The organism is Marinobacter sp. L-80, from assembly GCF_056859395.1.
Genome location: NZ_JBSXOI010000041.1, coordinates 1 through 25,493, shown reverse-complemented (window position 1 = coordinate 25,493; position 25,493 = coordinate 1). Strand labels below are relative to the sequence as shown.

General features: G+C 58.3%; 27 protein-coding genes. 13 read left to right on the top strand and 14 right to left on the bottom strand.

Going from position 1 to position 25,493, the window contains the following annotated elements:
* Positions 1–8: 8 nt before the first annotated feature.
* Both gluQRS and dksA read right to left on the bottom strand, forming a co-directional pair.
* On the bottom strand, positions 9–881 hold the full coding sequence (gene gluQRS / locus AC13E3_RS02580) for a tRNA glutamyl-Q(34) synthetase GluQRS (protein WP_482901671.1): 873 nt from the start codon (positions 879–881) through the stop codon (positions 9–11).
* Positions 882–942: 61 nt separating this feature from the next.
* Positions 943–1,383 carry an RNA polymerase-binding protein DksA gene (gene dksA, locus AC13E3_RS02575; RefSeq protein ID WP_008173182.1) on the bottom strand — a complete coding sequence of 147 codons (441 nt, stop codon included), beginning with the start codon at positions 1,381–1,383 and terminating at the stop codon, positions 943–945.
* 179 nt (positions 1,384–1,562) lie between these two features.
* Between dksA and sfsA the strand changes: the two genes are divergently transcribed.
* Positions 1,563–2,294, top strand: coding sequence for a DNA/RNA nuclease SfsA (gene sfsA, locus AC13E3_RS02570; RefSeq protein WP_482901670.1), 732 nt, complete (start codon positions 1,563–1,565; stop codon positions 2,292–2,294).
* Here the strand turns inward: sfsA and AC13E3_RS02565 are convergent.
* From AC13E3_RS02565 to AC13E3_RS02555, 3 genes are read right to left on the bottom strand one after another with little or no spacing between them, the layout of a single operon-like run.
* On the bottom strand, positions 2,278–2,649 hold the full coding sequence (locus tag AC13E3_RS02565) for a Rieske (2Fe-2S) protein (protein WP_405418439.1): 372 nt from the start codon (positions 2,647–2,649) through the stop codon (positions 2,278–2,280). The two genes, sfsA and AC13E3_RS02565, sit on opposite strands and share 17 nt — an antisense overlap.
* Entirely contained in the window at positions 2,646–3,014 is a 369-nt protein-coding gene (locus tag AC13E3_RS02560) for a pentapeptide repeat-containing protein (RefSeq protein ID WP_014575923.1), read from the bottom strand. Before AC13E3_RS02560 ends, AC13E3_RS02565 begins: the two co-directional genes overlap by 4 nt.
* Before the next feature lie 40 nt (positions 3,015–3,054).
* A complete protein-coding gene (locus tag AC13E3_RS02555; RefSeq protein ID WP_482901669.1) occupies positions 3,055–4,641 on the bottom strand; it encodes a bifunctional aminoglycoside phosphotransferase/ATP-binding protein in 1,587 nt (528 codons plus the stop codon).
* Positions 4,642–4,762: 121 nt separating this feature from the next.
* On the opposite strand from AC13E3_RS02555, the gene mrcB reads away from it, so the two are divergent.
* The gene (gene mrcB / locus AC13E3_RS02550; RefSeq protein ID WP_108019623.1) at positions 4,763–7,093 is read left to right on the top strand and encodes a penicillin-binding protein 1B; all 2,331 of its coding nucleotides are present in this window, start codon (positions 4,763–4,765) and stop codon (positions 7,091–7,093) included.
* Positions 7,090–7,671: a tetratricopeptide repeat protein gene (locus tag AC13E3_RS02545; protein ID WP_405418441.1), complete on the top strand. Its 582-nt coding sequence runs from the start codon at positions 7,090–7,092 to the stop codon at positions 7,669–7,671. The genes mrcB and AC13E3_RS02545 overlap by 4 nt, the downstream gene beginning before the upstream one ends.
* Before the next feature lie 59 nt (positions 7,672–7,730).
* Here the strand turns inward: AC13E3_RS02545 and AC13E3_RS02540 are convergent, their stop codons facing one another.
* Positions 7,731–8,666, bottom strand: coding sequence for a DUF4382 domain-containing protein (locus tag AC13E3_RS02540; RefSeq protein ID WP_008173166.1), 936 nt, complete (start codon positions 8,664–8,666; stop codon positions 7,731–7,733).
* Between the two features lie 224 nt (positions 8,667–8,890).
* Between AC13E3_RS02540 and AC13E3_RS02535 the strand changes: the two genes are divergently transcribed.
* Genes AC13E3_RS02535 through AC13E3_RS02520 form a run of 4 tightly spaced genes read left to right on the top strand, consistent with a single transcriptional unit; the run spans position 8,891 to position 11,937 of the window.
* A complete protein-coding gene (locus tag AC13E3_RS02535; RefSeq protein WP_008173164.1) occupies positions 8,891–9,478 on the top strand; it encodes an RNA polymerase sigma factor in 588 nt (195 codons plus the stop codon).
* A 10-nt stretch (positions 9,479–9,488) separates the two neighbouring features.
* Positions 9,489–10,190 (top strand): anti-sigma factor family protein, encoded by a 702-nt coding sequence (locus AC13E3_RS02530; RefSeq protein ID WP_482901668.1) that lies wholly within the window; start codon positions 9,489–9,491, stop codon positions 10,188–10,190.
* Entirely contained in the window at positions 10,187–10,561 is a 375-nt protein-coding gene (locus AC13E3_RS02525) for a hypothetical protein (protein ID WP_092033775.1), read from the top strand. Before AC13E3_RS02530 ends, AC13E3_RS02525 begins: the two co-directional genes overlap by 4 nt.
* 53 nt (positions 10,562–10,614) lie before the next feature.
* Positions 10,615–11,937 (top strand): tetratricopeptide repeat protein, encoded by a 1,323-nt coding sequence (locus tag AC13E3_RS02520; RefSeq protein ID WP_008173158.1) that lies wholly within the window; start codon positions 10,615–10,617, stop codon positions 11,935–11,937.
* 34 nt (positions 11,938–11,971) lie between these two features.
* On the opposite strand, the gene AC13E3_RS02515 is transcribed toward AC13E3_RS02520, so the two are convergent.
* The 6 genes from AC13E3_RS02515 to AC13E3_RS02490 all read right to left on the bottom strand — a co-directional run bounded on the left by AC13E3_RS02515 (position 11,972) and on the right by AC13E3_RS02490 (position 18,168).
* A complete protein-coding gene (locus AC13E3_RS02515) occupies positions 11,972–12,892 on the bottom strand; it encodes a lipase family alpha/beta hydrolase (RefSeq protein ID WP_041644915.1) in 921 nt (306 codons plus the stop codon).
* Positions 12,893–13,214: 322 nt separating this feature from the next.
* Entirely contained in the window at positions 13,215–14,495 is a 1,281-nt protein-coding gene (gene hemL, locus AC13E3_RS02510) for a glutamate-1-semialdehyde 2,1-aminomutase (protein ID WP_008173155.1), read from the bottom strand.
* A gap of 15 nt (positions 14,496–14,510) precedes the next feature.
* Positions 14,511–15,170, bottom strand: a complete 660-nt coding sequence (gene thiE, locus AC13E3_RS02505) for a thiamine phosphate synthase (protein WP_008173154.1) — start codon at positions 15,168–15,170, stop codon at positions 14,511–14,513.
* Positions 15,167–15,925, bottom strand: a complete 759-nt coding sequence (gene thiD / locus AC13E3_RS02500) for a bifunctional hydroxymethylpyrimidine kinase/phosphomethylpyrimidine kinase (protein ID WP_273070309.1) — start codon at positions 15,923–15,925, stop codon at positions 15,167–15,169. Before thiD ends, thiE begins: the two co-directional genes overlap by 4 nt.
* 41 nt (positions 15,926–15,966) lie before the next feature.
* On the bottom strand, positions 15,967–16,389 hold the full coding sequence (hemJ, locus tag AC13E3_RS02495; RefSeq protein ID WP_273070301.1) for a protoporphyrinogen oxidase HemJ: 423 nt from the start codon (positions 16,387–16,389) through the stop codon (positions 15,967–15,969).
* A 3-nt stretch (positions 16,390–16,392) separates the two neighbouring features.
* Positions 16,393–18,168 (bottom strand): chloride channel protein, encoded by a 1,776-nt coding sequence (locus AC13E3_RS02490; protein ID WP_405418453.1) that lies wholly within the window; start codon positions 18,166–18,168, stop codon positions 16,393–16,395.
* Positions 18,169–18,322: 154 nt separating this feature from the next.
* Between AC13E3_RS02490 and argC the strand changes: the two genes are divergently transcribed.
* The 4 genes from argC (at position 18,323) to erpA (ending at position 21,021) form a co-directional block, all read left to right on the top strand.
* Positions 18,323–19,360, top strand: coding sequence for an N-acetyl-gamma-glutamyl-phosphate reductase (argC, locus tag AC13E3_RS02485; RefSeq protein ID WP_039881989.1), 1,038 nt, complete (start codon positions 18,323–18,325; stop codon positions 19,358–19,360).
* A 16-nt stretch (positions 19,361–19,376) separates the two neighbouring features.
* On the top strand, positions 19,377–20,117 hold the full coding sequence (locus AC13E3_RS02480) for a DUF6776 family protein (protein WP_474546647.1): 741 nt from the start codon (positions 19,377–19,379) through the stop codon (positions 20,115–20,117).
* Between the two features lies 1 nt (position 20,118).
* Positions 20,119–20,604 (top strand): bactofilin family protein, encoded by a 486-nt coding sequence (locus AC13E3_RS02475; RefSeq protein WP_286811485.1) that lies wholly within the window; start codon positions 20,119–20,121, stop codon positions 20,602–20,604.
* 63 nt (positions 20,605–20,667) lie between these two features.
* Positions 20,668–21,021 (top strand): iron-sulfur cluster insertion protein ErpA, encoded by a 354-nt coding sequence (gene erpA / locus AC13E3_RS02470; protein WP_008173146.1) that lies wholly within the window; start codon positions 20,668–20,670, stop codon positions 21,019–21,021.
* Positions 21,022–21,040: 19 nt separating this feature from the next.
* Here the strand turns inward: erpA and AC13E3_RS02465 are convergent, their stop codons facing one another.
* Entirely contained in the window at positions 21,041–22,138 is a 1,098-nt protein-coding gene (locus AC13E3_RS02465) for an anhydro-N-acetylmuramic acid kinase (protein WP_008173145.1), read from the bottom strand.
* 7 nt (positions 22,139–22,145) lie between these two features.
* Entirely contained in the window at positions 22,146–23,555 is a 1,410-nt protein-coding gene (locus tag AC13E3_RS02460) for an OapA family protein (RefSeq protein ID WP_008173144.1), read from the bottom strand.
* A gap of 304 nt (positions 23,556–23,859) precedes the next feature.
* Between AC13E3_RS02460 and tyrS the strand changes: the two genes are divergently transcribed.
* Both tyrS and AC13E3_RS02450 read left to right on the top strand, forming a co-directional pair.
* Positions 23,860–25,062, top strand: a complete 1,203-nt coding sequence (tyrS, locus tag AC13E3_RS02455) for a tyrosine--tRNA ligase (protein ID WP_008173142.1) — start codon at positions 23,860–23,862, stop codon at positions 25,060–25,062.
* A gap of 65 nt (positions 25,063–25,127) precedes the next feature.
* Positions 25,128–25,412: a hypothetical protein gene (locus AC13E3_RS02450; protein WP_008173139.1), complete on the top strand. Its 285-nt coding sequence runs from the start codon at positions 25,128–25,130 to the stop codon at positions 25,410–25,412.
* The last annotated feature ends 81 nt before the right edge of the window (positions 25,413–25,493 follow it).

Below are 25,493 nucleotides of genomic sequence, written 5' to 3'. Positions count from 1 at the left end.
CATGTCCCTCACCGGGATGTCAGGTGGATGGCGCCCCGTCGCCAGTTACTCCGGCCCCACTCCAGCAGCGAATCCAGCGAACCGCTGGCAAGGTTGGCAGGCGGGTTCTGGCCAAGGGCAACGAGCGCCATGAACAGGTTGTCGACAGGCTTGTCATCATCAAGAGCTGGCGCATGGGTCTGCTTGCTCAGCTTCTGACCCTGCTCGTTGAGTATGACCGGGATGTGAAGCCAGCGTGGAGGAAGAGCACCCAGGGCACGATAAATCTGTTGCTGCTGCGCCGTCATGTCCAGCAGATCCGAACCACGCACCACGTCCGTGATGCCCTGATCAATGTCATCGACCACCACCGCCAGTTGATAGGCGTAGAACCCCTCCTTGCGGAGGATGACCGGATCGTCAAGCTCTGCCTGCACCGTCTGGTGCTGGGGTCCCAGCAGCTGGTCCTGCCAGTGGCAGTCTTCGTCTTCGAGGGCAAAGCGGATTGCGAATGGCCGGTCACCGTCAATTTCTGTGCGAGTGCGGCACTGGTTCGGGTGGCGCCCCTCATTGGCCTGCAATTCCTTGCGCGAGCACCGGCAACGATACGCGTAGCCGCTTTCAAGCAGCCGGTTAACGGCGTGCTGATAGGCGTCGTGACGTCTGGATTGAAAGCGTACCGGCTCGTCGGGAAACAGCCCGTGGGCGTCAAGGCTGGCAATGATCTGGCCGGTCGCCTCCGGCGGCTCTCTCAGAGGATCCAGGTCTTCAATGCGGATAAACCACTGGCCGCCCTGGCTGCGGGCTTCCAGAAAGCTGGCAAGTGCGGTAACGAGGGAGCCAAAGTGCAGCGGGCCTGTCGGAGAGGGCGCAAACCGGCCCCGGTAGTGAGGGTTGTTCATGGCGGTCAGTCAGCCGGCGGGGCTGGGAAAAGCCCCAACCGGCAGCTGTTGCGTAGTAGGCTCAGATGCCGGTCTGGCGTTCGCGAATCTCGGCCAGTGTCTTGCAGTCGATGCACAGGGTGGCTGTTGGTCGAGCTTCCAAACGGCGGATACCGATTTCTACGCCACACTGATCGCAGAAGCCATAGTCGTCTTTGTCGATGCGGTCGATGGTCTGGTCAATCTTCTTGATCAGCTTCCGCTCGCGGTCGCGGGTACGCAGCTCCAGGCTGAATTCTTCCTCCTGGGTTGCGCGATCGCTGGGATCCGCGTAATTTGCGGCGTCTTCCTGCATGTGGTGCATGGTGCGGTCGACTTCTTCCATCAGCTCCTGCTTCCATTGCAGCAGCAGATCTTTGAAGTGCTGGAGCATTTCCGCACTCATGTACTCTTCACCCTTCTTCATTTCATAGGGGGTGAAGTTGGTAAAACGTTCGCGTGGTTGTTCTGCAGTAGTTGCCATTGAACCCGGCCTCTTGTTTGTACTTCACAAGAACGGTTTGCTTCCCTCCGCGTGAGCCCCCGTGGCTGCGCGGTTGTACCCTGGATGAAGCATTCGTCCTGAAACGGGAATTTGCGGAAAATAGCAGATTAGTCACGGGGGTGCCAGCCTTGTGACATCGACTTTTGTACGGAGATCACATGAAGTTTCCAGAACCGCTGGTTGAAGGCCGGCTTATCCGCCGCTACAAACGCTTTCTGGCAGACGTGCGTCTGCCGGATGGTTCAGAAATTACGGCCCATTGTCCGAACACCGGCTCCATGCTGGGCTGTCAGCCGGAGGATGCCCGAGTCTGGCTTAGCCGTAGCGATAACCCCAAGCGCAAACTCCAGTACACCTGGGAGTTGGTGGAAACCTCGCCCGGGCAACTGGCCTGCGTGAACACCGCCCGGCCGAACAGCCAGGCTCGGGCGGCCGTACAAGCTGGCACCGTGGTGGAGCTGGCCGGCTATTCCGAGTGCCGCGCCGAGGTTAAGTATGGTTCGGAGAAGAGCCGGATCGACCTGCTGCTTTCCGGCCATGACACCGCGGCCGATGCCTGGGTGGAGGTCAAGAATGTCACGCTGGCGGAAGATGCTCAGGGTTTTTTCCCCGATGCGGTGACCGAGCGCGGCCAGAAGCATCTGCGGGAGCTGATTGCCCAGGTTGAGCAGGGCGATCGCGCGGTGCTGTTTTTCGTGGTGAATCACACCGGCATTCAAACCGTTCGCCCGGCGGACCATATTGATCGAAAATACGGTGAGTTACTGCGGGAGGCCTGCGATGCTGGCGTGGAAGTGATCGCCTATCGTGCCGATCTGAGCGAGAGCGACGGCACGCCAACAGGTGTGTTGACCCTGACCGAATCGGTGCCCGTTATTCTGGAAGTCTGACCTCAATCTGGCCGTCCCGCTCCCGCAGGTCCAGCTGGGTGAGCGCATCGCCCTGGCAGGGCCCGGCAATGCATTCGCCGTCTGAGGGCTTGAACAGGGCGCCGTGGGTGGAACACTGGATAAACAGGTTGTCGGAATCCATGAACCGGCCGGGCATCCAGTTCAGTTCAACGCCCAGATGCGGGCAGATGTTCAGGTAGGCGCGGGGCGTGCCACCGTCCAGAAACAGGAACCCGGTCAGCGGCATGCCTGCCGGCTCCCGGGCCTTCTCTCGGAGCCGGAATTCCAAGAATTGGCCCGGTGTCAGCTCGGAGGCCGGACAGACGGGCTGCCAGGTATGCGGGACGCTGCTCATTTCGGCAAGATCGTGTATCGCATGCGGGTCCCGTGATTCAGGGACATGACGATCTCATCGGCGTCCAGACGATGCGGAAAATAGCAGCCGGAAATCTTGGCGCTGGCAATACTGGAGCCTTCCATTCGGGATTTCGAGAAGTCGACACCTCGCAGGTCGGCGCCCCGGAAGTAGGCGTGGCGGAAATCCAGCCCCTTGGCATCCATTCCCCTGAGATCCAGACCCCGGAAATCGCCATGGGCGAAACTGGGTAACTCTGCAAGCTTTGCCTTTTCAGCATTGAACGCCTGCATGTCTTCGCTACGAAGAATATCGTAGAGCGGGTGACTGATCTGATGTACTTCGTGTTCGCTTTTATCGTCCATATCGAACCTCGCGCTCGCCAGTGGGAGCCAGTTGTTGTTCTTAGTCGGCCTTGCCGCCGGGGATGCCCAGATGTTGGCGGATCCGGTCGGCCACCGCCTCTGCCACATGCTCCTGGTCAGTGTGCAGGTGGATGGTGTGGCTCTTCTCCTCCGCGGTTAACGGTTCAAACCAGGTTTGCTGGACGTCCAGCAATTCCTCGGTTGCCTCGGAGGCATCGCCCTTGCGATTGCGGATCCACTCCCGGCGCAGATCTTCCGGCGCCTCGCAATGGATCAGGGCAAAGGGCACACCCTGATCTTCGGCTATCGATGCCAGCAGGGCCCGCTCTTTCTGTTTCAGGCTGGCGGCGTCCACAATCACCGGGAAACCGGCTGCCAGAACGTGACTGGCAAGCTCCGCCAGCCGCTGATAGGTTTTCTCTGTCGCTTCCTCGGTGTAAAGATTGCCGCCGGTCGGTGAGCGGGAGCTGTCGAGTGGGGCCAGTCCGTGCAGGCGCTTGCGCTCGACATCGGAGCGCAGGCGTATCAGCCCCAGTTCATTGGCCATGGCGGCGCTGACGCAGGTCTTGCCGCTGGCGGACAGCCCGGTGGTTGCCAACAGGTAGTGGTTGGGGATGGTGCCGTAATCCTCTGCCAGTTGGGCATAGTCGCGATAACGTTGCATCAGATCGGCTTTCTCGGCGTCCGTGATTCCCGGGTTGCCCATGGTGAACAGTGCGATCTTGGCGCGGACCATGGCGCGGTACGCCTTGTAGAGTGGCAGCAACGGCAGAGCCTCGAAGTCGTCCCGGTATTCCAGGTAAGTATTCAGCACCTGGTTGGCGAGGGCACTTTCCCCGCGGGACTCCAGATCCATCAGCAGGAACGCGAGATCGTTGATGACATCAATCCAGCGGAACGGCTCGCTGAATTCGATGCAGTCGAAAACGGTGACCTCACCCTCGAAGCGGGTGATATTCGCCAGATGGAGGTCGCCGTGGCATTCCCGCACCATACCGCTGGCGCGGCGTTCGGCGATCAGCTCCCGGTGCCGCTCGAAGGTGGATTCGGTCCAGGCCTGGAGGTTATCCAGCTGCAGAAGCAGATCCGAGTCGTCAATCATCGGACGGATCTGGTCGAAGTTCTCCTGCATGGCGGCAAACACAGCCTCCGGGGTTCCAAGCGGCTTTTCATCAGGCACGGGCGGCAACTGTTCGTGGAAGGCGGCGACCTGACGGGCAAGATCGGTCAACAATTCGGGCGCCAGTTTCCCTTGTTCCTGCAGGCGATCGAAAAGCTGGTCCTGGCCGAACTGCCGCATCTTGATGGCGTATTCGAAAGCCTCGCCCTCGCCGCCAAGGATAGGAGCTTCCGGTGTCCCGGTGATGGGCACCACCTCCAGATACAGGTTTTCCGCGAGCCTCCGGTTGAGTCGCAGCTCCTCCTCGCAGAAATGTTTTCTGCGATCGAGAGTGGAGAAGTTCAGGAAGCCGAAATCCATGGGCTTCTTGATCTTGTAGGCGTAGTCACCGGTCAGGATCACCTGTGAGATGTGAGTTTCGATAACCTGCAAACCATCGACAGGATGGTCGTACAGGTCTGGATTCTGCATGGCCAGAATCAGATTGCCTGGGGATGTCTCACTCACCGTGCTCTCCTCGCGTTCCCTGAACCCATTGATTTTTCTTGCTCTATCATAACGGGCAGATTACAGAAATAACACACGGATGGCCTGCCTTCCTCACCGCTCCCTTCGTTATAATCGCGGCATGAAAAAATCCAAAGCATCTTCCAGCCCGAGGCGAAAGCCCTCCAGACGTTCCTCCAACAACGGTCGCCGGCCGTGGTTCTGGCGTTTTATGTTCCGGTTATGTGCCATCGGTCTCGTTTTGCTGGCTGGCTGGATGGTTTACCTCGATGCCGTGGTGACCTCCCGTTTCGAGGGCCGGCGTTTCGAGGTTCCGTCCCGGGTTTACGCGCGCCCTCTGGAGCTTTTCGATGGCGCCAGCGTCAGTGCCGGTGCCCTGGAGAGGGAACTGAGCCTCTCCGGTTTCCGTAAGGGTGACGGCAGGAAATCCGGCAGTTACCAGCGCACGGGCAATCGCTTTGTGATCAGTACCCGGGGCTTTTCCTTCCCGGACGGCGATGAACCCAGGCGCAGGATCTCACTGATGATATCTGGCGATCGGGTTCAGGGCTTTTCGGTGATTGAAGGCGATAATGCCCCGATTGTGCGGCTTGAGCCGGCGCAGATTGGCGGCATCTACCCGGCGCACAAGGAGGACCGGGTGCTGGTTCAGCTGGATGAAGTGCCGGCCCTGTTGCCCACCACTCTGATGGCGGTGGAGGATCGTAACTTCTACGACCATTTCGGCATCGCGCCACTTTCTATTGGCCGGGCCATGCTTGCCAACATCCAGGCCGGGCGCATCGTTCAGGGTGGCAGCACGCTGACTCAACAATTGGTGAAAAACTTCTTTCTGACTCGAGAGCAGACGCTGGTGAGAAAGGCCAACGAAGCCCTGATGTCGGTGCTCCTGGAGTTGCACTATGAAAAAGACGATATCCTCGAAACCTATCTGAACGAGGTCTACCTCGGACAAGCCGGTACGCGCAGCATTCATGGTTTCGGTCTTGCCAGCCAGTTCTATTTTGGCGAATCCCTCAAGGATCTGGATGTGCACCAGATCGCTTTGCTGGTGGGCATGGTCAAAGGCCCCAGTTACTACAATCCGCGCCGCCACCCGGAGCGCGCAACCGAGCGGCGGAATCTGGTGATTTCTGAAATGGAACAGGCCGGCCTCATTGAGCCGGGGCGCGCGTCCAGGGCTCGTGGATTGCCGCTGGGCGTCAGTGAGCGCCCGTCGTATTCGGAAAATCGGTACCCGGCCTATATCGATCTGGTTCGGCGACACCTTGCCCGCGATTACAAGGAAGAGGATCTGCGCAGTGAAGGTTTGCGGATTTTCACGACCCTGAACCCGGCGATCCAGTACGCGGCAGAGTATGCGGTAACCGATACCCTCCCGAGGCTGGGCGGCGGGCAGAATGCCGAGGCGCTGGAAGCGACTCTGGTGGTAACGGCGAAGGATTCCGGGGAAGTGCTGGCACTTGTGGGTGGCCGCGATCCGCAATTTGCCGGGTTCAACCGGGCACTGGATGCCAACCGTCCCATCGGGTCGTTGATCAAGCCGTTTATCTATCTGTCGGCGTTGCAGGAGCCGGAGAGGTATACCCTGACCACACCGGTGCTGGATAAGAGCTTTACCCTGGAATTCGACGATGGCAAACGCTGGCAGCCCAAGAACTATGATGGCGAGGAGCGGGGCGAAGTACCCCTGCACAAGGCCCTGTCCCACTCTTACAACCTGCCTGCCGTGCGTGTCGGGCTGGATATCGGAGTGGATCGGGTGCAGGAGACGCTGACAGCGTTCGGCGTCGATACCCCGATTTCACGTTACCCGTCGATGCTTCTGGGCTCGGTTTCCATGAGCCCGGTGACCGTGGCGCAGATCTATCAGGGGCTGGCGACATCCGGCTTCAATACGCCGCTGCGCACGATCCGTGAAGTCACGGACGCCGGCGGTGAGGCGCTATCCCGTTACAGTCTTGAAGTTGAGCAAGTGGCCGATCCCGCCGCCGTGCACCTGGTGCAATACGCAATGCAGGAAACCATGCAGGAGGGGACAGGACGCTCTGCCTATTACACCGTGCCTGAAGAGCTCAGTCTTGCCGGCAAGACCGGCACCACCGATGATGGTAGGGACTCCTGGTTTGCCGGGTTCAGTGGCGACCTGCTTGCGGTGGCCTGGGTTGGGCGGGATGATAACGGGCCAACTTCACTGACCGGGGCCAGTGGCGCTCTGCCGGTGTGGTCGAGGTTTATGGCGCAGGTTCCCCAGCACGGCTTCTCGCCGGTGGTACCCGACGGGGTCAGTTATCACTGGGTGAATTCGGAGCGGCAGGCACTCACAGACGAATACTGCGACAATGCCCGCCTGCTGCCCTACATTGCTGGCAGTGAACCCACGCAGACAATTTCATGCTCCGGAACTCTGGAACGTCGAATCCGGGGTTGGTTTGAAGGACTGTTTCAATGATTGACCGACTTTCGTTAAGGACTGCCCTGATCGCCACGCTGCTATCCGTGGCTGGTTGTGCTTCCGGGCCAGGAGGCGGAATCTACGTGCCGATCGGCAGTGAGCCGGCCAAGGCGCCCGAACCACCCAGAACCAGTACTGATAGCGAAGAAAGCGAAGCCCCCGTGTGGCGCAAGAGCGAACAGCCAGAGGCGGCTTCGGAAACCCGGGAACCGGCCCGGTCCAGCTCCCCTAGCTATCGGGAAACCGGGGATGGGCTCTCACCGGCGGCGCTCAGCCTGGTACGTGAGGCCGATCAGCTGTTGGCCCAAGGTAACGTCTCTGGCGCTATCGCACGCCTCGAACGGGCACAGCGGATCGCCCCCCGATCTGCGGAGGTGTATTTCAAGTTGTCCGAGGCCTATGTGGCGGGTAATCAGTTGGGCTCAGCGGAGCAGTTCACCCTGAAGGGGTTGTCCCTGGCGGGAAGTGATATTCGGCTGCAGAGAGCCGGCTGGCTGTTGCTGGCGGATATTCGCCGGGCTCGAGGTAATGTGGCGGGTGCGGATCAGGCCGAGGAAAGGGCCGCCGCACTCTAACTGTTTCTTGCCTGGCAGGCGGTCCCTGTTGTTCAGCGACCGACTGCCAGGACAGGTGCTTATTCGACCAGAGGAATCAGCTCGGCTTCGGTTGTCTGGTTGGCAACAACCTCAAGGCTCTGTGTTCCCTCGAAGTCAAGGTTGTCATCCTCCTCGTTGTTGTCCTCCTGGCAGCTGTAACTGATGGTGTAGTTACCCTCTGGCAGGAATGCTGCCGTATAGCTGTAGAGGCTAGATTCATCATCGAGCTCAACCGGCACAATCATTAAAGGGTTGCCTTCCTCATTGTTTACATTCAGATCTGAGGTTTCGGCATTCTCACCAGAGAAGACGTAAACAGCGCCGTCATACTCACAATCAGCCACACCGTCGTCTTCGAGGCGCGTCGAGCGGATCAGCGCCACATCAACTTGTCCACTGATAGAGCCAACCTCAAGGTTGTTGACCAGTCTCAGGGACGGTTTCAGCATATAGTCGGCCAGGGCCTTACCCTGAGGGTCGACGATGGACTTGCGCACGTCAAAGTCGATGGTGAAGTTGGTGGTTGTGTCTGCGGCCACCAGGAATTCACCCTTAAGCTTGAGGCCACTTTGCTCGCCAGACGGAACTGCCAGTGAGTACTCGCTGTCGCCTGTAGATTCGCGCTTCACAAACGAGTTATCCGTGTCGACAATCAGTCGAAGTTCGGTGTATGTGCCGGCAGGTACTTCTTCATCTGTAATCAGAGGTTCGCTCAGGCCACCCTGAAGATCCAGCAGATTCACCTGTTCGAAGCCTTCAAGGGGAAATTCCACCCATTGTCCTTCCTCGGGTTTTAAACGAATTTCCGTGAAAGCAATGGTGACATTGCTCAGGTCCATGGCCGGGGCGTCGGTAATACCGAAGGACACTGTTCCGGTGCCCGAAGACGCTGAACTGTCGCTACCACTGCCACCACAGGCCGCCATGCCCGCAGCAAGAGTTGAAATGGCAATAAGTTGAACCGAACGTTTCATATAAACCTCCAAGGTTTATTTGCTGGACTCATAGCGAAGCAACATCGCTACCTGACTCCACCCTCACGCTGCGGTAGAGGGCAGAGTTCCGGAAATTTTGTTAACGTTCCCTAATGTCTGGGCAACCGTTGAATCGTCAGATCGGGAACGCGGCCAATGCATCGGCCCGGCGACTTGAGATAGACTTCGCCGCTGGCATGAACCCACGCAGGTAAACAACGGCTTTGGCAATTTTTCCTTTCAAGCCCTCGAAGTCCCGGCGTTTTGACGCTCTGGTGCGGCCCCATCTGGATGCGATGTACCGGTTTGCTTACCGTCTGGCGGGTCAGCAACAGGATGCTGAGGATCTGGTTCAGGATGTGGTGGTCAAGCTATTCCCAAAGCTTGATGAGCTGGAAAGCGTTGACCAGCTAAGGCCCTGGCTGAATCGGGTGCTCTACAGGCAGTTTATTGATCAGGTGCGGCGTAAGAACCGACAGAGTGACCGCCCGTTGACGGAGCTGGTCGGCAGTGAAAGCCAGGCCGATTGGCTGGACAGCCTCGAATCCGACAGTGTTGGCCCGGATCTGCAACTGGAGCAGTCGCGCCTTGGACCGGCATTGGATCGGGTCATGATGACTCTGACGCCCGATCAGCGAACTCTTTTGTTGCTTCATGATGTGGACGGCTGGCGCCAGGAAGACATCGCGGAGGTGCTGGACATCCCGTTGGGAACCGTGAAATCGCGATTGCACAGGTGTCGGGCCGCCCTGCGAAAGAAATTGCAGCGGGAGCTGGAACCAACCGAGCCGGCCGGACGTGTGGGGGAGTGAGGTGAAGACAATGTCCTGCAATGAAATCCGGGTGGATCTACCCGCCTACATCAACAATGAGCTTTCCGCCCCCGCCCGTGACCGGGTGCAGGAGCACGTTGCTGCCTGCACGTCGTGCAGAGAGAGGCTTGCCTCGGAGCGGTCTCTGAACCGGGCGTTGCAGGAGCAATTCAGAGTCCCTGGGCCTTCCCCTGATTTTCACAGCCGTGTTTTGTCCTCTGCCCGAGGCGAAGCCAGACCGGAGTCCGGATGGAGTCACGGGGCACTGGGTGGCGCCATTGCGGCGGCTCTTGCCCTGGGTATCGGCCTGGGCTTTCTGTTCCAGCCCGATGATGTGACTGATAGCGCCCAGCCTGTTGTCGCGTCCTCGGCGTCCTCGGACAGTGCCGCTGAAGAGTCGGCAAACGGGATTGCCGAACCTGTTGAGAAAACCGTGCGCCTTGCCTTCCGTTCGGGTGAGGCTCTGGAAAACGTTACGCTTACCTTGGAGCTGCCACCGAATGTGGAACTGGCTTCCTGGCCGGGGCATCGGGAGCTTAGCTGGCAGGTGAGCCTGAACGCTGGGGAGAACGTCCTGTCGCTGCCCCTGAAGCTCCTCTTTCCCGGTGCCGGTGAGTTGGTGGCCCGACTGGACACCGGAGATCGCCAGAAAACCTTTCGGGCCCCGATTCCCGAATATCCACAACGCCCGGTCGAGGATCCCGAATCATGACAGGTTGCAGGTTCTTATTGAGTGCCAGGCTGGTCGGATTGCTGATGTTGGGGTTTTGGGTCCCTGCAACAACACTGGCTAATGATGATCTGGATGTTACCATGCGAATGGTGACTGACGACGCAGAACTCACCGATTCGGTCGTGCGGGAAATCGAGTTGCCCCGCGCTATCGAAAAACCCGAGAATCCGGGTGAGTCTGGCTCTCGAGGGCTGGATACGGCGAGTGAAGCCCGAGAAAGGGGGCGCGAGTTTGGTGAGTCCATGTCCGAAAAAGCCAGGCAATCCCGGGAGCTGATCAAGGGTAAGCCTGAGTTACCGGAGCGGCCGGAACGCCCAGAGCTGCCGGATGCACCAGGGCTGGATCGCTGAAACCGGATACATAACCGGACCTGCCCCGCGTGGATTAATCCGGAGAAACCTGTTTGCTGGTATTTTGGCGCGCCCTGTCCCTGATCCTGTTGTTAATGCCCACGATGATTCTTCAGGCGGCTGAAACGGAAGCCGGCATGGAGGATTTCCGTGCCGGCGTTGAAGCCTTTGAAGCAGGAGACCTGAACGCCGCGAAACAGCGCTTCCAGAGGGCCGTTGATGCTGGCCTGAGATCTCCCTCGCTTTTCTATAACCTCGGTGTTGTCTGCTACCAGCTGGGCGATTATGGCGCCGCTGAATCTGCCTTCCGTTCCTTGCTCGACGGCTCCAATGGCGCCCTCGCGCGTTATAACCTCGGTCTGGTCGCGCTTGCCACGGAGGAGTCTGCCGAAGCCCGTCGCTGGTTCGAGCAGGCCTCGGCCGAGAGCGCTCCGGATAAGATTCGGACACTGGCTCGGGCGCAACTGAATAGACTGGCCGGCGGAGTTCCGTCGTCGGCCGGTCAGCCCTCCATTCGCGGCTATCTGGGTATCTCGGGCGGTTACGATTCCAATATTGCCGGCCTGCCCGAGGATACGGCGTCGAGTGAAGGTGGGGTGTTCCTCGAGGCGCTGGCTGCCGGAACCTACGAGCGGCCAGTCGGCACCCGCTCACGGCTTGCCCTCGATGCTGCCGCCTACTCCCGGGAACATACGTCCGATGAAGAATACGACACTCAGGTGTTGCAGGGACGACTGGCCTGGTCTGAGACCCTCGCTGCAGTTGAGCGCGGCGCTCTGGTGTCGTTGGTGAAGTCCTGGTTTGGCAGCGAATCCCTTGAGACCCGATACGGCATCGAGGGGTTTTATCGTTGGCGTGAGTGTTCGCTACCCGTAGCCCCGGATCAGTGTGGAGTTGCCCTGGCGGCGGCTACCGTGAATGGTGGTTCAGGCTTCGAGGCCTATGACGGACAGTGGTATCGGGCACGCGTTCATGCGCGGAAGTACCTGGGACCCTGGCGATTGGACGGCGACTACTCACTGGAAATCAATGACCGGCGGGATCTGCAAACAACCAGTGAGTTTATCAGTGTCTCACCTACCCACCACACACTGGAGTTTGCCGGTCGCTACCGCTGGCGGCCAGATATCGTATTCGGAACGATGGGCTCTGTTCGCCACAGTCGATACCGGGACGCCCATCAAGTGGTGTCCGGGGAAGGCGAGAGCGGTCGCAGAACAGATAACCGTCTGGAGATCGGATTGCTGGCGGAAAAGTCTCTGGACAGCCTTTGGCTGGTCCGGGGGGAGTGGCTGGTTCGGGATAACAGAAGCAGTCTGTCGCAGTATGACTATCAGCGCCAGACCCTGATGTTCACCCTCGAAGGGGCCTTCTAGCTCTGCAAGGCAAAGCCAGAAGGCGGGCTACCCGTTACAGTCCTGCGTTTCTCAGGCGGTTGGCGTGTTGCTTGAAAACCGCTTTTGGATCAGTTTCGAAGAGGCTGTGCAGGCCCAACGCCTGATTCACTTCATCCAGATGGTTCATGAAGTAATTATCCCGGATAACCTTGCCAAAGCGGCTGCTGCAGCGGCCTACCAGACCGTCGTTCTGGCTGAAGCCGAAGGCGAGGCTGGTGGTGCCCAACAACGCGTCGGACGGATCCAGAACGTTGGTCAGAACACCGGTGCCACCCCAGGAGTAGAAGCGGACACCATTTGCCGAGTAGGCGCCTTCACCGCAAGCGGTGGTTGGAATCCCAGCAGGGGCAAAGTTGTTGAATTCGGCGCTGCCCTGAGTGGTGAGGGATTCCAGGCTTGACCGCAGGTCCTGGTTATAACCGCCACCGGACAGCAGATCGATAAGCCCACCCAATGCATTACCCAGACTGGCCGCCAGGCTTTCGGCAGGGGAGCCGTAGATAAGGTCGGCGACCGGCGAGCCTTTATGGGGCGAGCCGACGGACGTCACTGAGGCGACCAGATCCGGCCGCACCCTGGCGATGTAACGGGCCGTGGGGCCCCCGTGGCTGTGGCCAATCAGATTGACCTTGCCGTGCACCGCGGCGATCGCCTGTACCTGCGGCAGAAGCGCTTCACCGCGAGCAATGGTGCTGTCCAGGGCGGGCACCTGAGTGGTGTAGACATCAGCGCCGTATTTGCGGAGATCCTCGGCGACGCCGTACCAGTAGTCCACGCCGGCAATCGAATCAAAGCCGAACATGCCATGCACCAGCACAACCGGGTAGCGAGTATCCGTATAGTTTGAAGGGGTAGAGTCCCACCACCAGGCGGCGGAGGGGGCCGACCAGGCCACAGTCAGGGCCAGGGCCATTGCTTGGATCCAGAGTTTCATTGTCGTTCCTACAGTTTGATGTTGTGTTTGTTATTCAAACTGCGGCTCAACCTAACGGGTTGCTCCAGAGACTTCCTGCTCGTACTGCATCTGCCTGTAGGCAGACCGAGTGCTTCCGTGCGCTGACTTGATTTTTGTGTTTGTTAGATTGGTGCCGTCAGAGCATCTCGGTAGAGATTAGATCAACATTTGATCAGGCTGGATGGTAAGTCAACGGCACAAGAGGCCAGGCAGGGGTATTCGCCGTGGAACTGTGATGCCCATCACATCGGTGGCCCCGCAGGACATGTTCTGCGGGGCAGCGATGGGGACAGCGGAAGTATCAGAGCGTGGCCATGACCTTTTTGGCCGCCGCTACCGTATCGGCGATGTCCTGTTCGGACAGTGCCGCTGTCGTAAAGCCAGCCTCAAAGGCGGATGGTGCCAGGTATACGCCTTCTTTAAGCATGCCCTGGAAGAACTTCTTGAACCGTTCGACATCACAGCCCATCACCTGGTCAAAGCGGGTAACAGAGCTTTCCTCGGTAAAGAAGAATCCGAACATGGCCCCGGCACTCTGGACCGTCAAAGGGATGCCAGTGGCGTCAGCGGCTTCTTTCAGGCCGTCGCGAACGGCATTGGTTTTCTCGGTCAGCCGGTCGTGGAAACCGGGCTCGGAGATTGCGTTCAGTGTCGTCAGGCCGGCGCACATGGCCAGGGGGTTACCGCTCAGGGTGCCTGCCTGGTAAACCGGTCCCAATGGTGAGATGTGTTCCATGATTTCCCGTTTGCCGCCAAAGGCGCCGACCGGAAGTCCGCCACCAATCACCTTGCCCAGTGCGGTGAGGTCCGGGGTTACGCCATACAGCCCCTGCGCGCCGCCAAGGGAAACCCGGAACCCGGTCATTACTTCGTCGAAGATCAGCACGGTGCCGTGCTCGTCGCACACTTCCCGCAACCCCTCCAGGAAGCCTGGGACCGGTGGAATGCAGTTCATATTGCCAGCGACCGGCTCTACGATAATCGCGGCGATCTGGTCGCCCATCTCCCGGAAGCATTCGCGAACGCTGTCCATGTCGTTGTAGGTCAGCGTGATGGTGTGCTCAGCCAGGCTGGCGGGGATGCCCGGGGAATTCGGCACGCCCAGGGTGAGGGCGCCGGAGCCTGCTTTGACCAGCAGTGAATCCACGTGGCCGTGGTAGCAGCCCTCGAACTTCACGATCTTGTCGCGACCGGTGTAGCCCCTCGCCAGGCGGACAGTGCTCATGGTGGCCTCGGTACCCGAATTCACCATGCGGACCAGTTCGATGGATGGCACCAGTTCGCACACTTTCTTGGCCATCTCGGTTTCGAGGGCGGTCGGCGCACCATAGCCAACGCCCAGATCAACCTGCGCATGCAGGGCGTCTTTGATGCGTTGGTCACCGTGGCCAAGAATCATGGGGCCCCAGGAGCCGATGTAATCGATGTAGCGCTGATCGTCTTCGTCGTAAAGATAGGCGCCCTGGGCGTGCTTGAAGAAAATCGGCGTGCCGCCAACGCCTCGAAAGGCCCGGACCGGAGAATTCACGCCACCGGGGATGTATTTCTGGGCCTGCTCGAACAGGGTTTCGGAGTGCGTCATGGATCTGGGCTCCTGTTATTCCGGAAGTGAAAAAAGTGGATGATGGCTTGCGAACAGGCGCTCGAACGCTTTGGCTCGCATCTCAATGTCATGTGTGTCGCCGCCAAAAAGGCCGCCTACCACGGCGAGCATGTCGGCCCCGGCACGGATAAGAGGTTCGCCGTTGTCTGTGGTTACCCCGCCGATGGCGGTGATCGGGAGGCCGAAACGCTTCGCGTCGGTCAGCACACCGGGAGGCGCTGCCGGGGCGCCGGGTTTGGTCGACGACGTATAAAATCGCCCGAACGCCAGATAGTCCGCGCCCGCCCCCAGAGCAGCCTGTGCAAGTGCGAGATCGGCGTGACAGGTTATGCCGATTATGGCCTCATCACCGAGAAGGCGGCGGGCCGCTGCCACTGAGCCGTCCGTCTGACCCATGTGTACCCCGGCAGCCCCGACCCGTTTCGCGAGATCAGGATCGTCGTTGATCAGCAACGGAACGCCCGCATTTCGGCATACAGCCTGCAAACTGACCGCCTGGGAAATCCGTTCAGCCATCGGCGCGCTCTTTTCGCGATATTGTACCATGACCGCGCCGCCCCGAAGCGCAGCCTCAACCGATTCGATCAGTGTTTCGGGTGGTGTCAGTACGCTGTCGGTAATGGCGTAGAGCCCCGGGCGCAGCCCTTTACTCATCGCTCCCACAGAATACCTCGATCCGGCACCGGCTGGCCTTTACCGACTTCCAGAGCGTGGAGTATGGCGCGATGAACGTAGTTCTGGGCCTGGGAAATGGCGGCTCGGGGCGACAGCCCGGAGGCTCTGCCGGCAGAAATGGCCGCTGCCAGGGTGCAGCCGGTGCCATGGTACTCACCACCGATTCGTTCAATTTCCCAGCGCATGGGCTCCGGGGCGTGGTTATAGAGCGTGTTGATAATGTGAATGCCGGTGCCGTGTCCACCAGTGGCCAGCACGGATTCGCAGCCGCCCTTCAGCAGATTGTCGGCGGCCTGATCGGCGTCTTCACTGTTGCCGAGCATGGCCAGTTCGACGCCATTGGGCGTGATCATTTCGGCCACGGGAAAGAGCTTCTCCTTCATCGCGCTGACCAGTTCGTCGTCGGCTAGATCACCGCCCCCTGCGGCTTTGATCACCGGGTCGGTAATCACGGGAATGCCCGGATGTTCACGGATGAAATCCACGAGCACATCCACCAACGCAGCATTGCCCAGGGCACCGGTTTTGATGGCATGAATCGGGGAATCATCGGCGAGACACTGGAGTTGTTTTCGGATCAGGTCTGCCGATACGGGCTCGGCGCCATACACGTTACGGGTGTCCTGCACGGTGAGGCAGGTAAGAACCGGCAAGGGATGGCAGCCAAGGGAGGTGACGGCCTGGATGTCGGCCTGAATGCCCGCGCCGCCGGACGGATCAAGGCCGGAAAGAATCAGAACCTGTGGTCGGGTGTAGCGTTTGATGACTCAGCTCCTCAAAACGGTTTGACAACAGCCAGGATAACAACGGCCAGAAGAATCAGCACCGGCAGTTCGTTGAACCATCGGTAGAACACGTGGCTTCTAGTGTTCTGGTCGTCCCGGAAGACCTTTACAAGGTGCCCGCAATAGAAATGGTAAACGATCAGAATGGCCACCAGAAACAGCTTGGCATGCATCCAGCCCTGGCTGAAATAGCCGGAGGCATTGTAACTGATCAGCCAGACACCGAAGACGACGGTGGCGACCATTGAAGGGGTGGTAATGCCCCGGTAAAGCTTGCGTTCCATGATCTTGAAGCGCTCACGACCGGGCTCGTCCTCGCAGGCCGCGTGGTAGACGAACAGTCTGGGCAGATAGAAAATGCCGGCGAACCAGCACACTAGTGAAATAATATGGAAGGCTTTCACCCACAGCATTCGTCAGCTCCGTCGGTATTGGTAGTAACTCTCGATATCGGCTTTCAGCACCACGCCGTATACCCGCTGGATCATTGGCGCGACGTGACGTTGTACGTAAAGGGCCTCGGCATTGGTTGCATCGAACTCGTTTAATGCCTCCTCGAGGGTGGCCTGATATTGCACGGGGGCCACGTCGCGACGGTTCGCAGGTATGTCCATCAGGTCAATGGACTCGGGCGGTTCGATCTCTTCCTCGGACACCAGCTTTTCGGTGTCCTCCAGATATCGGGCGAGATCCACCGCCGGCAACAGGGCGGTCGGCCCGCTGCTGCCCTCAACCACCAGCCACTTCGGCTCGGATTTCAGTACTTTCCGCGCTTCTTCTACTGTCAGGTGCCGTTCGGTGCGCAATATACTGCGATCCATGATTGCGCCAACCGATACCCGCCGCAGCGCCTGAATCACCGGGGAATTCTGATAGCTAAGCCCCTGGTTCTTGAGAATGGTCAGGAACAGTGACCTCTTTCCGAACGCCTCGCTGGTCACCAGGCTCGAGGTGGTGATGATCAGCATGCCCGGGAGGATGATGTTGGGGTTACGCGTGAGCTCCATCAATGCCATCAGGGCGGCGAGTGGCGCCTGCAGTACGGCGCCCATCATGGCTCCCATGCCGAGCATGGCGTAGAAGCCAACAGAGGAAGCCTGCTCCGGCATGATCTGGGCGCCAATCAGCCCCATGGCGCCGCCCAGGGTTGCCCCCATAAACAGGGTGGGGCCGATCACGCCACTTGGCATGCCCAGCCCGATGGAGAGCGATGTAATCACCAGTTTGGCGGCCCCGGCTCCGAGCAGGAGCCAGAACCCGAGTTCGCCGTTAATGGTTTCGTTGACGGTGTCGTAACCGATACCCATGGTTTCCGGAATAAAAATGGCAAATGGCACCATCAGAAGACCCGCAAACGTGATGCGCAACAGCACTGGGCGGTGGTGATGCTTGCCCATAGTGTCAACCAGCTGGATAAACAGCGCGGCCGAAATGCCGATAATCACCGCTATGGCGAGTATCCAGGGGATTTCCGTTAGCGAGTTCATGGTCAGCGCCGGCACGTTAAAGGCCGGCTCTGTGCCATAGACCGCCTGAGTAACGATGGCAGCGCTGACAGAGGCCAGGATAATCGGTGTAAAACCCGCAATGGTGTATTCCATCATCACCACTTCCATGGCGAAGATGACGCCGGAGATCGGCGTGTTGAAAGAGGCTGAAATGGCGGCCGCACAACCGCAGGCCACCAGTGTCCGGATGCTGTTGTTCGGAAGCCGCATCCACTGGCCCATCAGGCTGGAAAAAGCCGCTCCCAGGTGCACGGCAGGCCCCTCACGACCCGCCGACTGACCACTGACCACGGTGGCAACGCCCGAGATGAACTGCACGATCGCGCTGCGCATGGAAATGTAGCCCTGGTGGTAGTTCAGGCGTTCCATCACATGCACAATCCCGACCTTGCGGTCATGGGTGGCCAGACGATGCATCAGCAGCCCCAGACCGAGGGCGCCAGCCAGAGGCAGGAGCCCGCGGGTAATCAGGTCCAGTTGTTCGAAGGATTCGGAGCCATTCCCGGGCAGGAAATGCTCAAGCGGCCATTCGATAGCCAGCCGAAAAACCAGGATCACGCCGCCGGTAATCAACCCGGATAACAGGCCGAGTACGGCCAGTTGTGGCAATGCATCAACACCGGACAGTCGGCGCCGGAAAACAGGAATCAGATGCTCGGTAATCTGGTGCCAGATTTTCTGCATGAGGCCAGCGTTCCGGTGGATTTGGGTGGACTGTCAGAAAGATTCTGACAACATTGTAACGGTCGCCCTGAGGGCTGCAATAAGTCATTGGTTTATCATGGTAGACTACGGCGTCAAAGCTCTTAATTCTGATACGACGTCGCTGGAGAAAATGGTGATTAGAGTAGGCATCGTTGGAGGCACCGGCTACACCGGTGTGGAACTGCTGAGAATCCTCGCGGTTCACCCTGAAGTTTCGGTCAGTTGCATTACCTCCCGGTCTGAGGCGGGCATGCCGGTAGCGGACATGTATCCCAATTTGCGCGGCCATTATGACCTGGCGTTTTCGGAGCCGGATGTAGCCGTGCTTGGAGACTGCGATCTGGTTTTCTTCGCCACGCCTCATGGTGTGGCCATGAGAATGGTTCCGGAACTGATGTCGGCCGGCGTGCGTGTAGTGGATCTGTCCGCCGATTTTCGTCTGAAGGATCTGGATGTCTGGGCCAACTGGTATGGCATGGCCCATGAAAGCCCGGAATGGGCGGAGAAGGCGGTTTACGGTTTGCCGGAAGTGGTGCGCGATGAAATCCGCACTGCTCAACTGGTGGCTAATCCGGGTTGCTATCCGACTGCAGTTCAGCTGGGATTCCTCCCGTTGCTGGAGCAGGGACTGGTGGATCCAAAGCGCCTGATCGCCGACGCCAAATCCGGCGCCAGCGGCGCGGGCAGGCAGGGCAAGATCGGCATGCTCCACGGGGAGATCGGTGAAAGCTTCAAGGCCTACGGCGCCTCGGGGCACCGTCATCTGCCCGAAATCCGCCAGGGTTTGTGCGGTGCTGCTGGCGGGGATGTGGGTGTGACGTTCGTGCCCCACCTGATTCCGATGATCCGCGGCATCGAGGCGACGCTCTACGCCGAGCTGAAGAATCCGGCGGACTTTGATCGGCTCCAGGCCCTGTTCGAGCAGCGTTTTGATGACGAGCCTTTTGTCGATGTGATGCCTTTCGGCAGCCATCCGGAAACCCGGAGCGTGCGTGGGGCGAACCAGTGTCGCATGGCACTGCACAGGCAGGAACAGAGCAACGTTGTTATTGTTTCTTCCGTCATTGATAACCTGGTTAAAGGTGCAGCCGGGCAGGCGGTCCAGAATATGAACATCATGTTTGGCCTGAAAGAAACCATGGGGCTTGAGGCCCCGGCGCTTTTGCCTTGATACCCAAGGGAAGATTGTGAGCGAACAGCGAAAGCCGGCTGAAGAGTATGTGGTCATCCGGCATCGACCGGGTTATCGCCTGCGCAGAACCACCATCCTTCTGGTTTTTACCGTGGTAGCTGCGGTCGTGGGGTATGCCGCTGGGCTCGCCCAGGGCGGGTTCCGTTTTTCCAGTGCCGAGGAGTCGAACCAGGTGCTGGAAAACGAGGTCGAGAAGCTCCGGGATGATTATCGCAAGGCCCGGCAGCAGCTTATCAACCTTGAGCGTGGGCAGGCGATTGACGAGCAGGCCCTGAACCAGGCGCGAAAAACCATTGTGGATCTGGAAACCCGCATTGTGTCACTGCAATCGGACCTGACTTTCTATAAAAACATCATGGCTCCGTCGGAAACCAGCAAGGGGCTTCAGGTAGACAGCTTTTCACTGGTTCGGGCTCGCAATCAGGACAGTTATGACTTCAAGTTGGTGCTGACCCAGGTCGGCAACAACAAGAGCTACATTTCCGGTGTGGTGGCAGTCAATGTCATTGGTTTGCGGGATGAGGAAAAAGAGGTCATCGCCTTGCGTGATCTTTCGGAGGATATAGCCGATCTCGGTGTGAAATTCCGTTTCCGGTATTTTCAGGATGTCGAAGGTTCCCTGAAACTGCCGGAAGAATTCGAACCGCTTGAGGTCCAGGTGGTAGCCCAGGCGGAGGGAAGAAAATCCTCGCAAGCCGAGCGCACCTTTAACTGGGACGATTTAACGGAGAACTGACATGCTTGGCAAGAAAAAGCAGAAACCGCGCCGGCCCACCGGCCATTTTGATACCCTGATTTCCTCACGAACGACCGTGGAAGGCGATGTGCATTTCAGCGGTGGGCTTCACGTGGATGGCCGTATTCGCGGTAAAGTGGTTGCCGATGAGGGCACCGATGCGGTACTGAGGGTCTCGGAAGTTGGCGAAGTAACCGGCGATATCAACGCGCCTCACGTCATTATTAACGGTACTGTGAACGGTGATGTTTACGCATCGGCACATCTTGAACTGGCGGAAAAAGCCTCTATTAATGGCAGCGTTTACTACAACCTGATCGAAATGGCGATGGGTGCCTCGGTAAACGGCAATCTGGTGCACCAGCGGGAGCCTGTCGGGCTGCTTTCCCAGGATGCAAAAGCTGCCGGATCCGTTCAAAAACAGGCTTCTGCCGGTGATCAGACTCCGGAGTCCGAGGTGTCGGAGGATGGTGGAAAGTCCGAATAGTTGATTGTTTTAGTCAGGAATACCATAATCGCCTGAGTTGTTCACGATAATCCGGAGGCGAACTTGAGCGCAGTTCAGCAACAAATAGCTACACCGCTGTTCTTCAGTGACAGTGCCGTTGCCAAAGTACGTGAGTTGATCGAGGAAGAAGAAAATCCCGAACTCAAACTCCGCGTCTTTGTGACGGGCGGGGGCTGCTCCGGATTTCAGTACGGCTTCTCGTTTGATGAAAGCCAGGATGAGGAGGACACCGTGATCGAGCGTGATGGCGTTTCTCTTCTGGTGGATCCGATGAGTTACCAGTATCTGGTGGGCGCTACGATTGATTATCAGGAAGGCCTGCAGGGCTCACAGTTCGTGGTCCAGAACCCCAATGCAAGTTCCACCTGCGGGTGTGGCAGTTCCTTCTCTATCTGATCTCTGATCCGAAAAGATTTCAGGCCGGGTAGATAGCACCCAGAATGCGAGGGCCGGCCGCGCCGGTTACGTCAGGAAGGTTTCCCGGCTTACCTTCGAAAGCCTGTTTTGCCAGCCAGGCAAACGCCACAGGCTCCACCATTTGAGGGTCGACCCCCAGTTCCGAGGTCAGTGACAGGCTGGCCTCCGGCAGAGCCTTGCCGAGCTCTTCCATCAGGAGTGGATTTCGCGCCCCGCCGCCACATACGTAGATCCGAACATCCTTGGTTTCAGGCAGCTGGTTAACAACGCTGTTGACGGTCAGCTGCAGCAAGGTCCTCTGAATGTCCTCGGTCGGAATCTCAGGGTGGCGACCTACCAGTGTTTTGACCCAGTCAAGATTGAACCGCTCTTTCCCCGTGCTTTTCGGGGGTGCCTTCGAGAAGTAGGCATCGGAAAGCATGTCCTCGAGAAGCTCCTCGTTAACCGATCCCTCGCGCGCCCAATGGCCGTCGCTGTCAAACGGAAGCCCGGTCTGGTCCAGGCACCAGGCATCCATCAGTGCATTGGCCGGGCCGGTGTCGAAACCGGTTGCAGGCGCGGTGGTGCTGGCCGGGAGCCAGGTGATATTGGCAATGCCGCCGAGATTAAGAATACAGCGGTTCTCTGTCTCCGAGCTGAAAAATGCCTTGTGGAAGGCTGGAACCAGCGGCGCTCCCTGGCCCCCAGCGGCCATATCCCGTCTCCGGAAATCTGCGACCGTCGTAATGTTGTTGACTTCGGATACCACGGAAGGATTGCCAATCTGGATCGAGAAGGGTGCTGTGCCGGAAGGCTGGTGACGAAGCGTTTGTCCGTGGCTGCCTATGGCGCGAATTGTCGCCCGGTCAAAGCCGGACGTTTGAATAACGTCGTTCGCCGCCTGGGCAAACAGGGTGCCGACCAGGGTATCCAGTTCACCGATTTCGTCAGGCGCGGCGTGATTCTGGCTGGCGGCCAGCAGCCGGTGGCGAATTTGATCGGGGTAGGGAGTCGTGTGCGAGGCGTGGATATGTACGGTGTTGTTCTGGAAAGACACCAGCACGGCATCAATGCCATCCATGCTGGTGCCCGACATCAACCCAATCCAGGCTTCCATTTGTTTCTCAGTCGTCTGAAGCCAGTGCGAGTTGCTGATAGCTCTCGCGGAACACGTCAAACTGCGCGATTCGCTGTTCGGTGAATTGCTTGAATCGGGCCATCTCGGAAGACGGAATGGGCTTGGCGTCCGGCAACTTGACCGTGCGGGAGTTGCGCGGCGACCCGTTCAGCCTGAACTCATAGTGCAGGTGAGGTCCGGTTACCATGCCCGATGAACCAACATGCCCGATGGTTTGGCCCTGCTTGACTCGGGTGCCATTCTTGATGCCTTTACCCAGGCGGCTCATGTGTGCATACAGCGTGGTGATGTTGTCGCCGTGCTGGAGGATGACAGTTCGTCCGTAACCACCTTTCCAGCCTGCGAATTTCACCCGACCGGAACCTGCCGCCTTGATGGGAGTTCCGGGAGGCGCTGCGTAATCGGTGCCTTCATGCGGACGTACTACGTCCAGAACGGGATGGCGGCGCTGAAGGTTGAACGGAGAAGAAATCCGGGCATTGATGGGGGTTCGCAGGAATGCCTTGCGCATGCTTTTGCCATCGGGAGCGTAGTAATCGCTGTCGCCATTGCTGTCGGTATAAAGCAGTGCGAGGTTTTCTTCGCCGCGGTTAACGAATCGTGCAGACAGGATCCGGCCGGTGTCGAACTTTTCGCCGTCTAGGTAGAGTTCTTCGTAAACCACTTCGAACTGGTCGCCCTTCCGGACGTCGTAGACAAAGTCGATATCCCAGCCGAAGATGCCTGCCAGCTCCATGGTCAGGCTGTCGTTGAGGCCCGCTTCGCGCGCAGCCAGATAGAGGGAGCCGTCAATGGTGCCTGATGCAAAGGCTGGCCGCGCTTCCGGTTTGCGAACTTCGGTTTCGCCGGTAAAGCTTTCGCCTTCTTTGGTAATCTTCAGGGTTTCCAGGCGGTTTCTCTGCAAGTCGATGGCAGCAAGCCCACCGTCTTCGGTTGTCGCAAAACGAATGGTTTCGCCGGCGTACAGGCGCTGGAGTTTTTCGGCCTCTCCGTCGCCATGAATAACCGAAAGCATGATGCCGTCGTTAAAGCCAGCTTTCTTGAACAGGGAGGACAGCGTGTCACCAGACTTGATCGCGAAGGTTTGCCATTCAATTTCCGGCAACTTCGGAGCGACAGGTTGCTCGGGAGCGGAAACGCTTGCCTGCTGCGTAGCCTCTGTCAGGACATCGGATTCAGGCGCTTTCGGCTGGGTGTCCGCAACGGGAGCCTCTGTCGGCATTGCTTGCTCAGGCGCTGCGCCGGTTTCGGAAACGGTGCCTTGCTCCAGATCCAGGGCATAGGACATCCGTTTGGCTTCAACGTTGCTGCTGGGGCTCATGAGAATGGCAGCGGTAACAACAACGGTAGCCGCGGCAGCAATGGTAATGTGAGTTTTAGGAAACATTTTCAGCACGTATCGCACCCGTTTTAATCGGTATTACGGCAGCTTGTACTACCTAATTAAAGCTGTTGTTCAAGTATAGTCCAACAGATTACCGTATAAAATGCATGCGGGACAGCGTGGAACATTACGGTTGCTGCTCCATCCTCCGGATTTCTTTTGACAGCGTTGTTATAATACGCCGCCCTGCAAAGTCGGTGTTGGCCAAAATCTGGTCAGCATATAGTAGCAGGGGAACAGGTAACTCACAGATTTCTTTTGTTGAACTCTGTAACTGACAGAATCTTTCCAAGATCAAAGCGGGGACGTGTTGTTCATGGCATCCATTGATGAAGCGTTGGCGATAATCAAGCGAGGCGTAGACGAACTCATTCCGGAAGATGAGCTCATCGAAAAATTGAAGGAAGGTCGTCCGCTGCGGATTAAGGCGGGTTTCGACCCCACTGCGCCGGACCTTCATCTTGGGCACACCGTTCTTATTAACAAGCTGCGGCAGTTTCAGGATCTTGGTCACGAGGTGATGTTTCTGATTGGAGATTTCACCGGAATGATCGGTGACCCCACCGGGAAAAGCGCCACGCGTCCTCCTCTAACAGAGCAGCAGGTCGCCGAGAACGCGGTCAGCTATAAAGAGCAGGTGTTCAAGATTCTTGATCCCGCGAAAACGCGCGTCATGTTCAATTCCGACTGGATGGGTAAGATGAGCGCCGCCGATATGATCAAGCTTGCCGGGCAATACACCGTTGCGCGAATGCTGGAGCGGGATGACTTCACCAAGCGCTACCGCGCCGAGCAGGCGATTGCGATTCACGAGTTCCTTTACCCGTTGGTTCAGGGGTATGACTCTGTCGCCATGGAGGCCGATGTTGAGCTGGGCGGGACCGACCAGAAGTTCAATCTTCTGATGGGGCGAATTCTCCAAAAGCACTACGGTCAATCGCCCCAGGTGATCCTTACCATGCCGATTTTGGAGGGGCTCGACGGTGTTCAGAAGATGTCCAAGTCTCTGGGCAATTATGTGGGCGTGAATGACTCGCCAGGTGAGATGTACACCAAGTTGCTTTCCATGCCGGATGATCTTCTATGGCGTTACTTCGAGCTGTTGAGCTTCCGGCCGCTTGCAGAGGTGGAGGAGTTCCGTAAGGCTGTCGCCGATGGTGCTAACCCGCAGGACTATAAGAAGTTGCTGGCGGAAGAGATTATTGCCCGGTTCCACGATGAGGAGGCAGCTCGCACTGCCCACAAGTCCGCCGGTAACCGAGTGGCGCTCGGCGAGATCCCGGACAATGTGCCGACTGTCGAAGTGCCTTTAGAGGGTCAGTCCGAGATTCCGATGGCGGCGGTGCTTCGCCTGGCGGGTTTGGTCAAGAACGGCGCGGCAGCCCGGGATGTCCTGGGGCGTGGTGCGGTATTTGTCGATGGTCAGAAATTCGAAGGCGATCGGATGTTTGTGGAAGGCGATGATTGCGTAATCCAGGCTGGCAAGAAGAAGATCGCCCGGGTTCTGATTACTGTCTGATCGATTTGGGGCGATTTTGAGTTTTTTTCAGAATCGCCGTTGACACCCTCGGGCAGGTCTGTAGAATGCGCATCTCTTTCGAGGGGAGCACCGCTGAGGCGACTGAGGAATCGAAAGATAACTGTTTGAAAGCGCTGAAGAAAATGAGTTTCAAAATTCTTCAGAAAGCAGTTGACAGGCAAGCGATTCACTGTAGAATGCGCGCCTCGAAACAAGCAGTAAGCCGGGTCATTTTTCGGCGCTTTCCGGAGACGGAAAATATCGAAAATAAACGGTTGACAAGGCGGCGCTACGATGTAGAATACGCGGCCTTGATTGAGCAACAGCTCAAACGCTCTTTAAAAAGTTGACCAAGTAATTCGTGTGGGCGCTGGCCGAGGTATTTCGGATATGAAATATCAGGACAGTGACTCGTCGAAATTGAGTTTTGT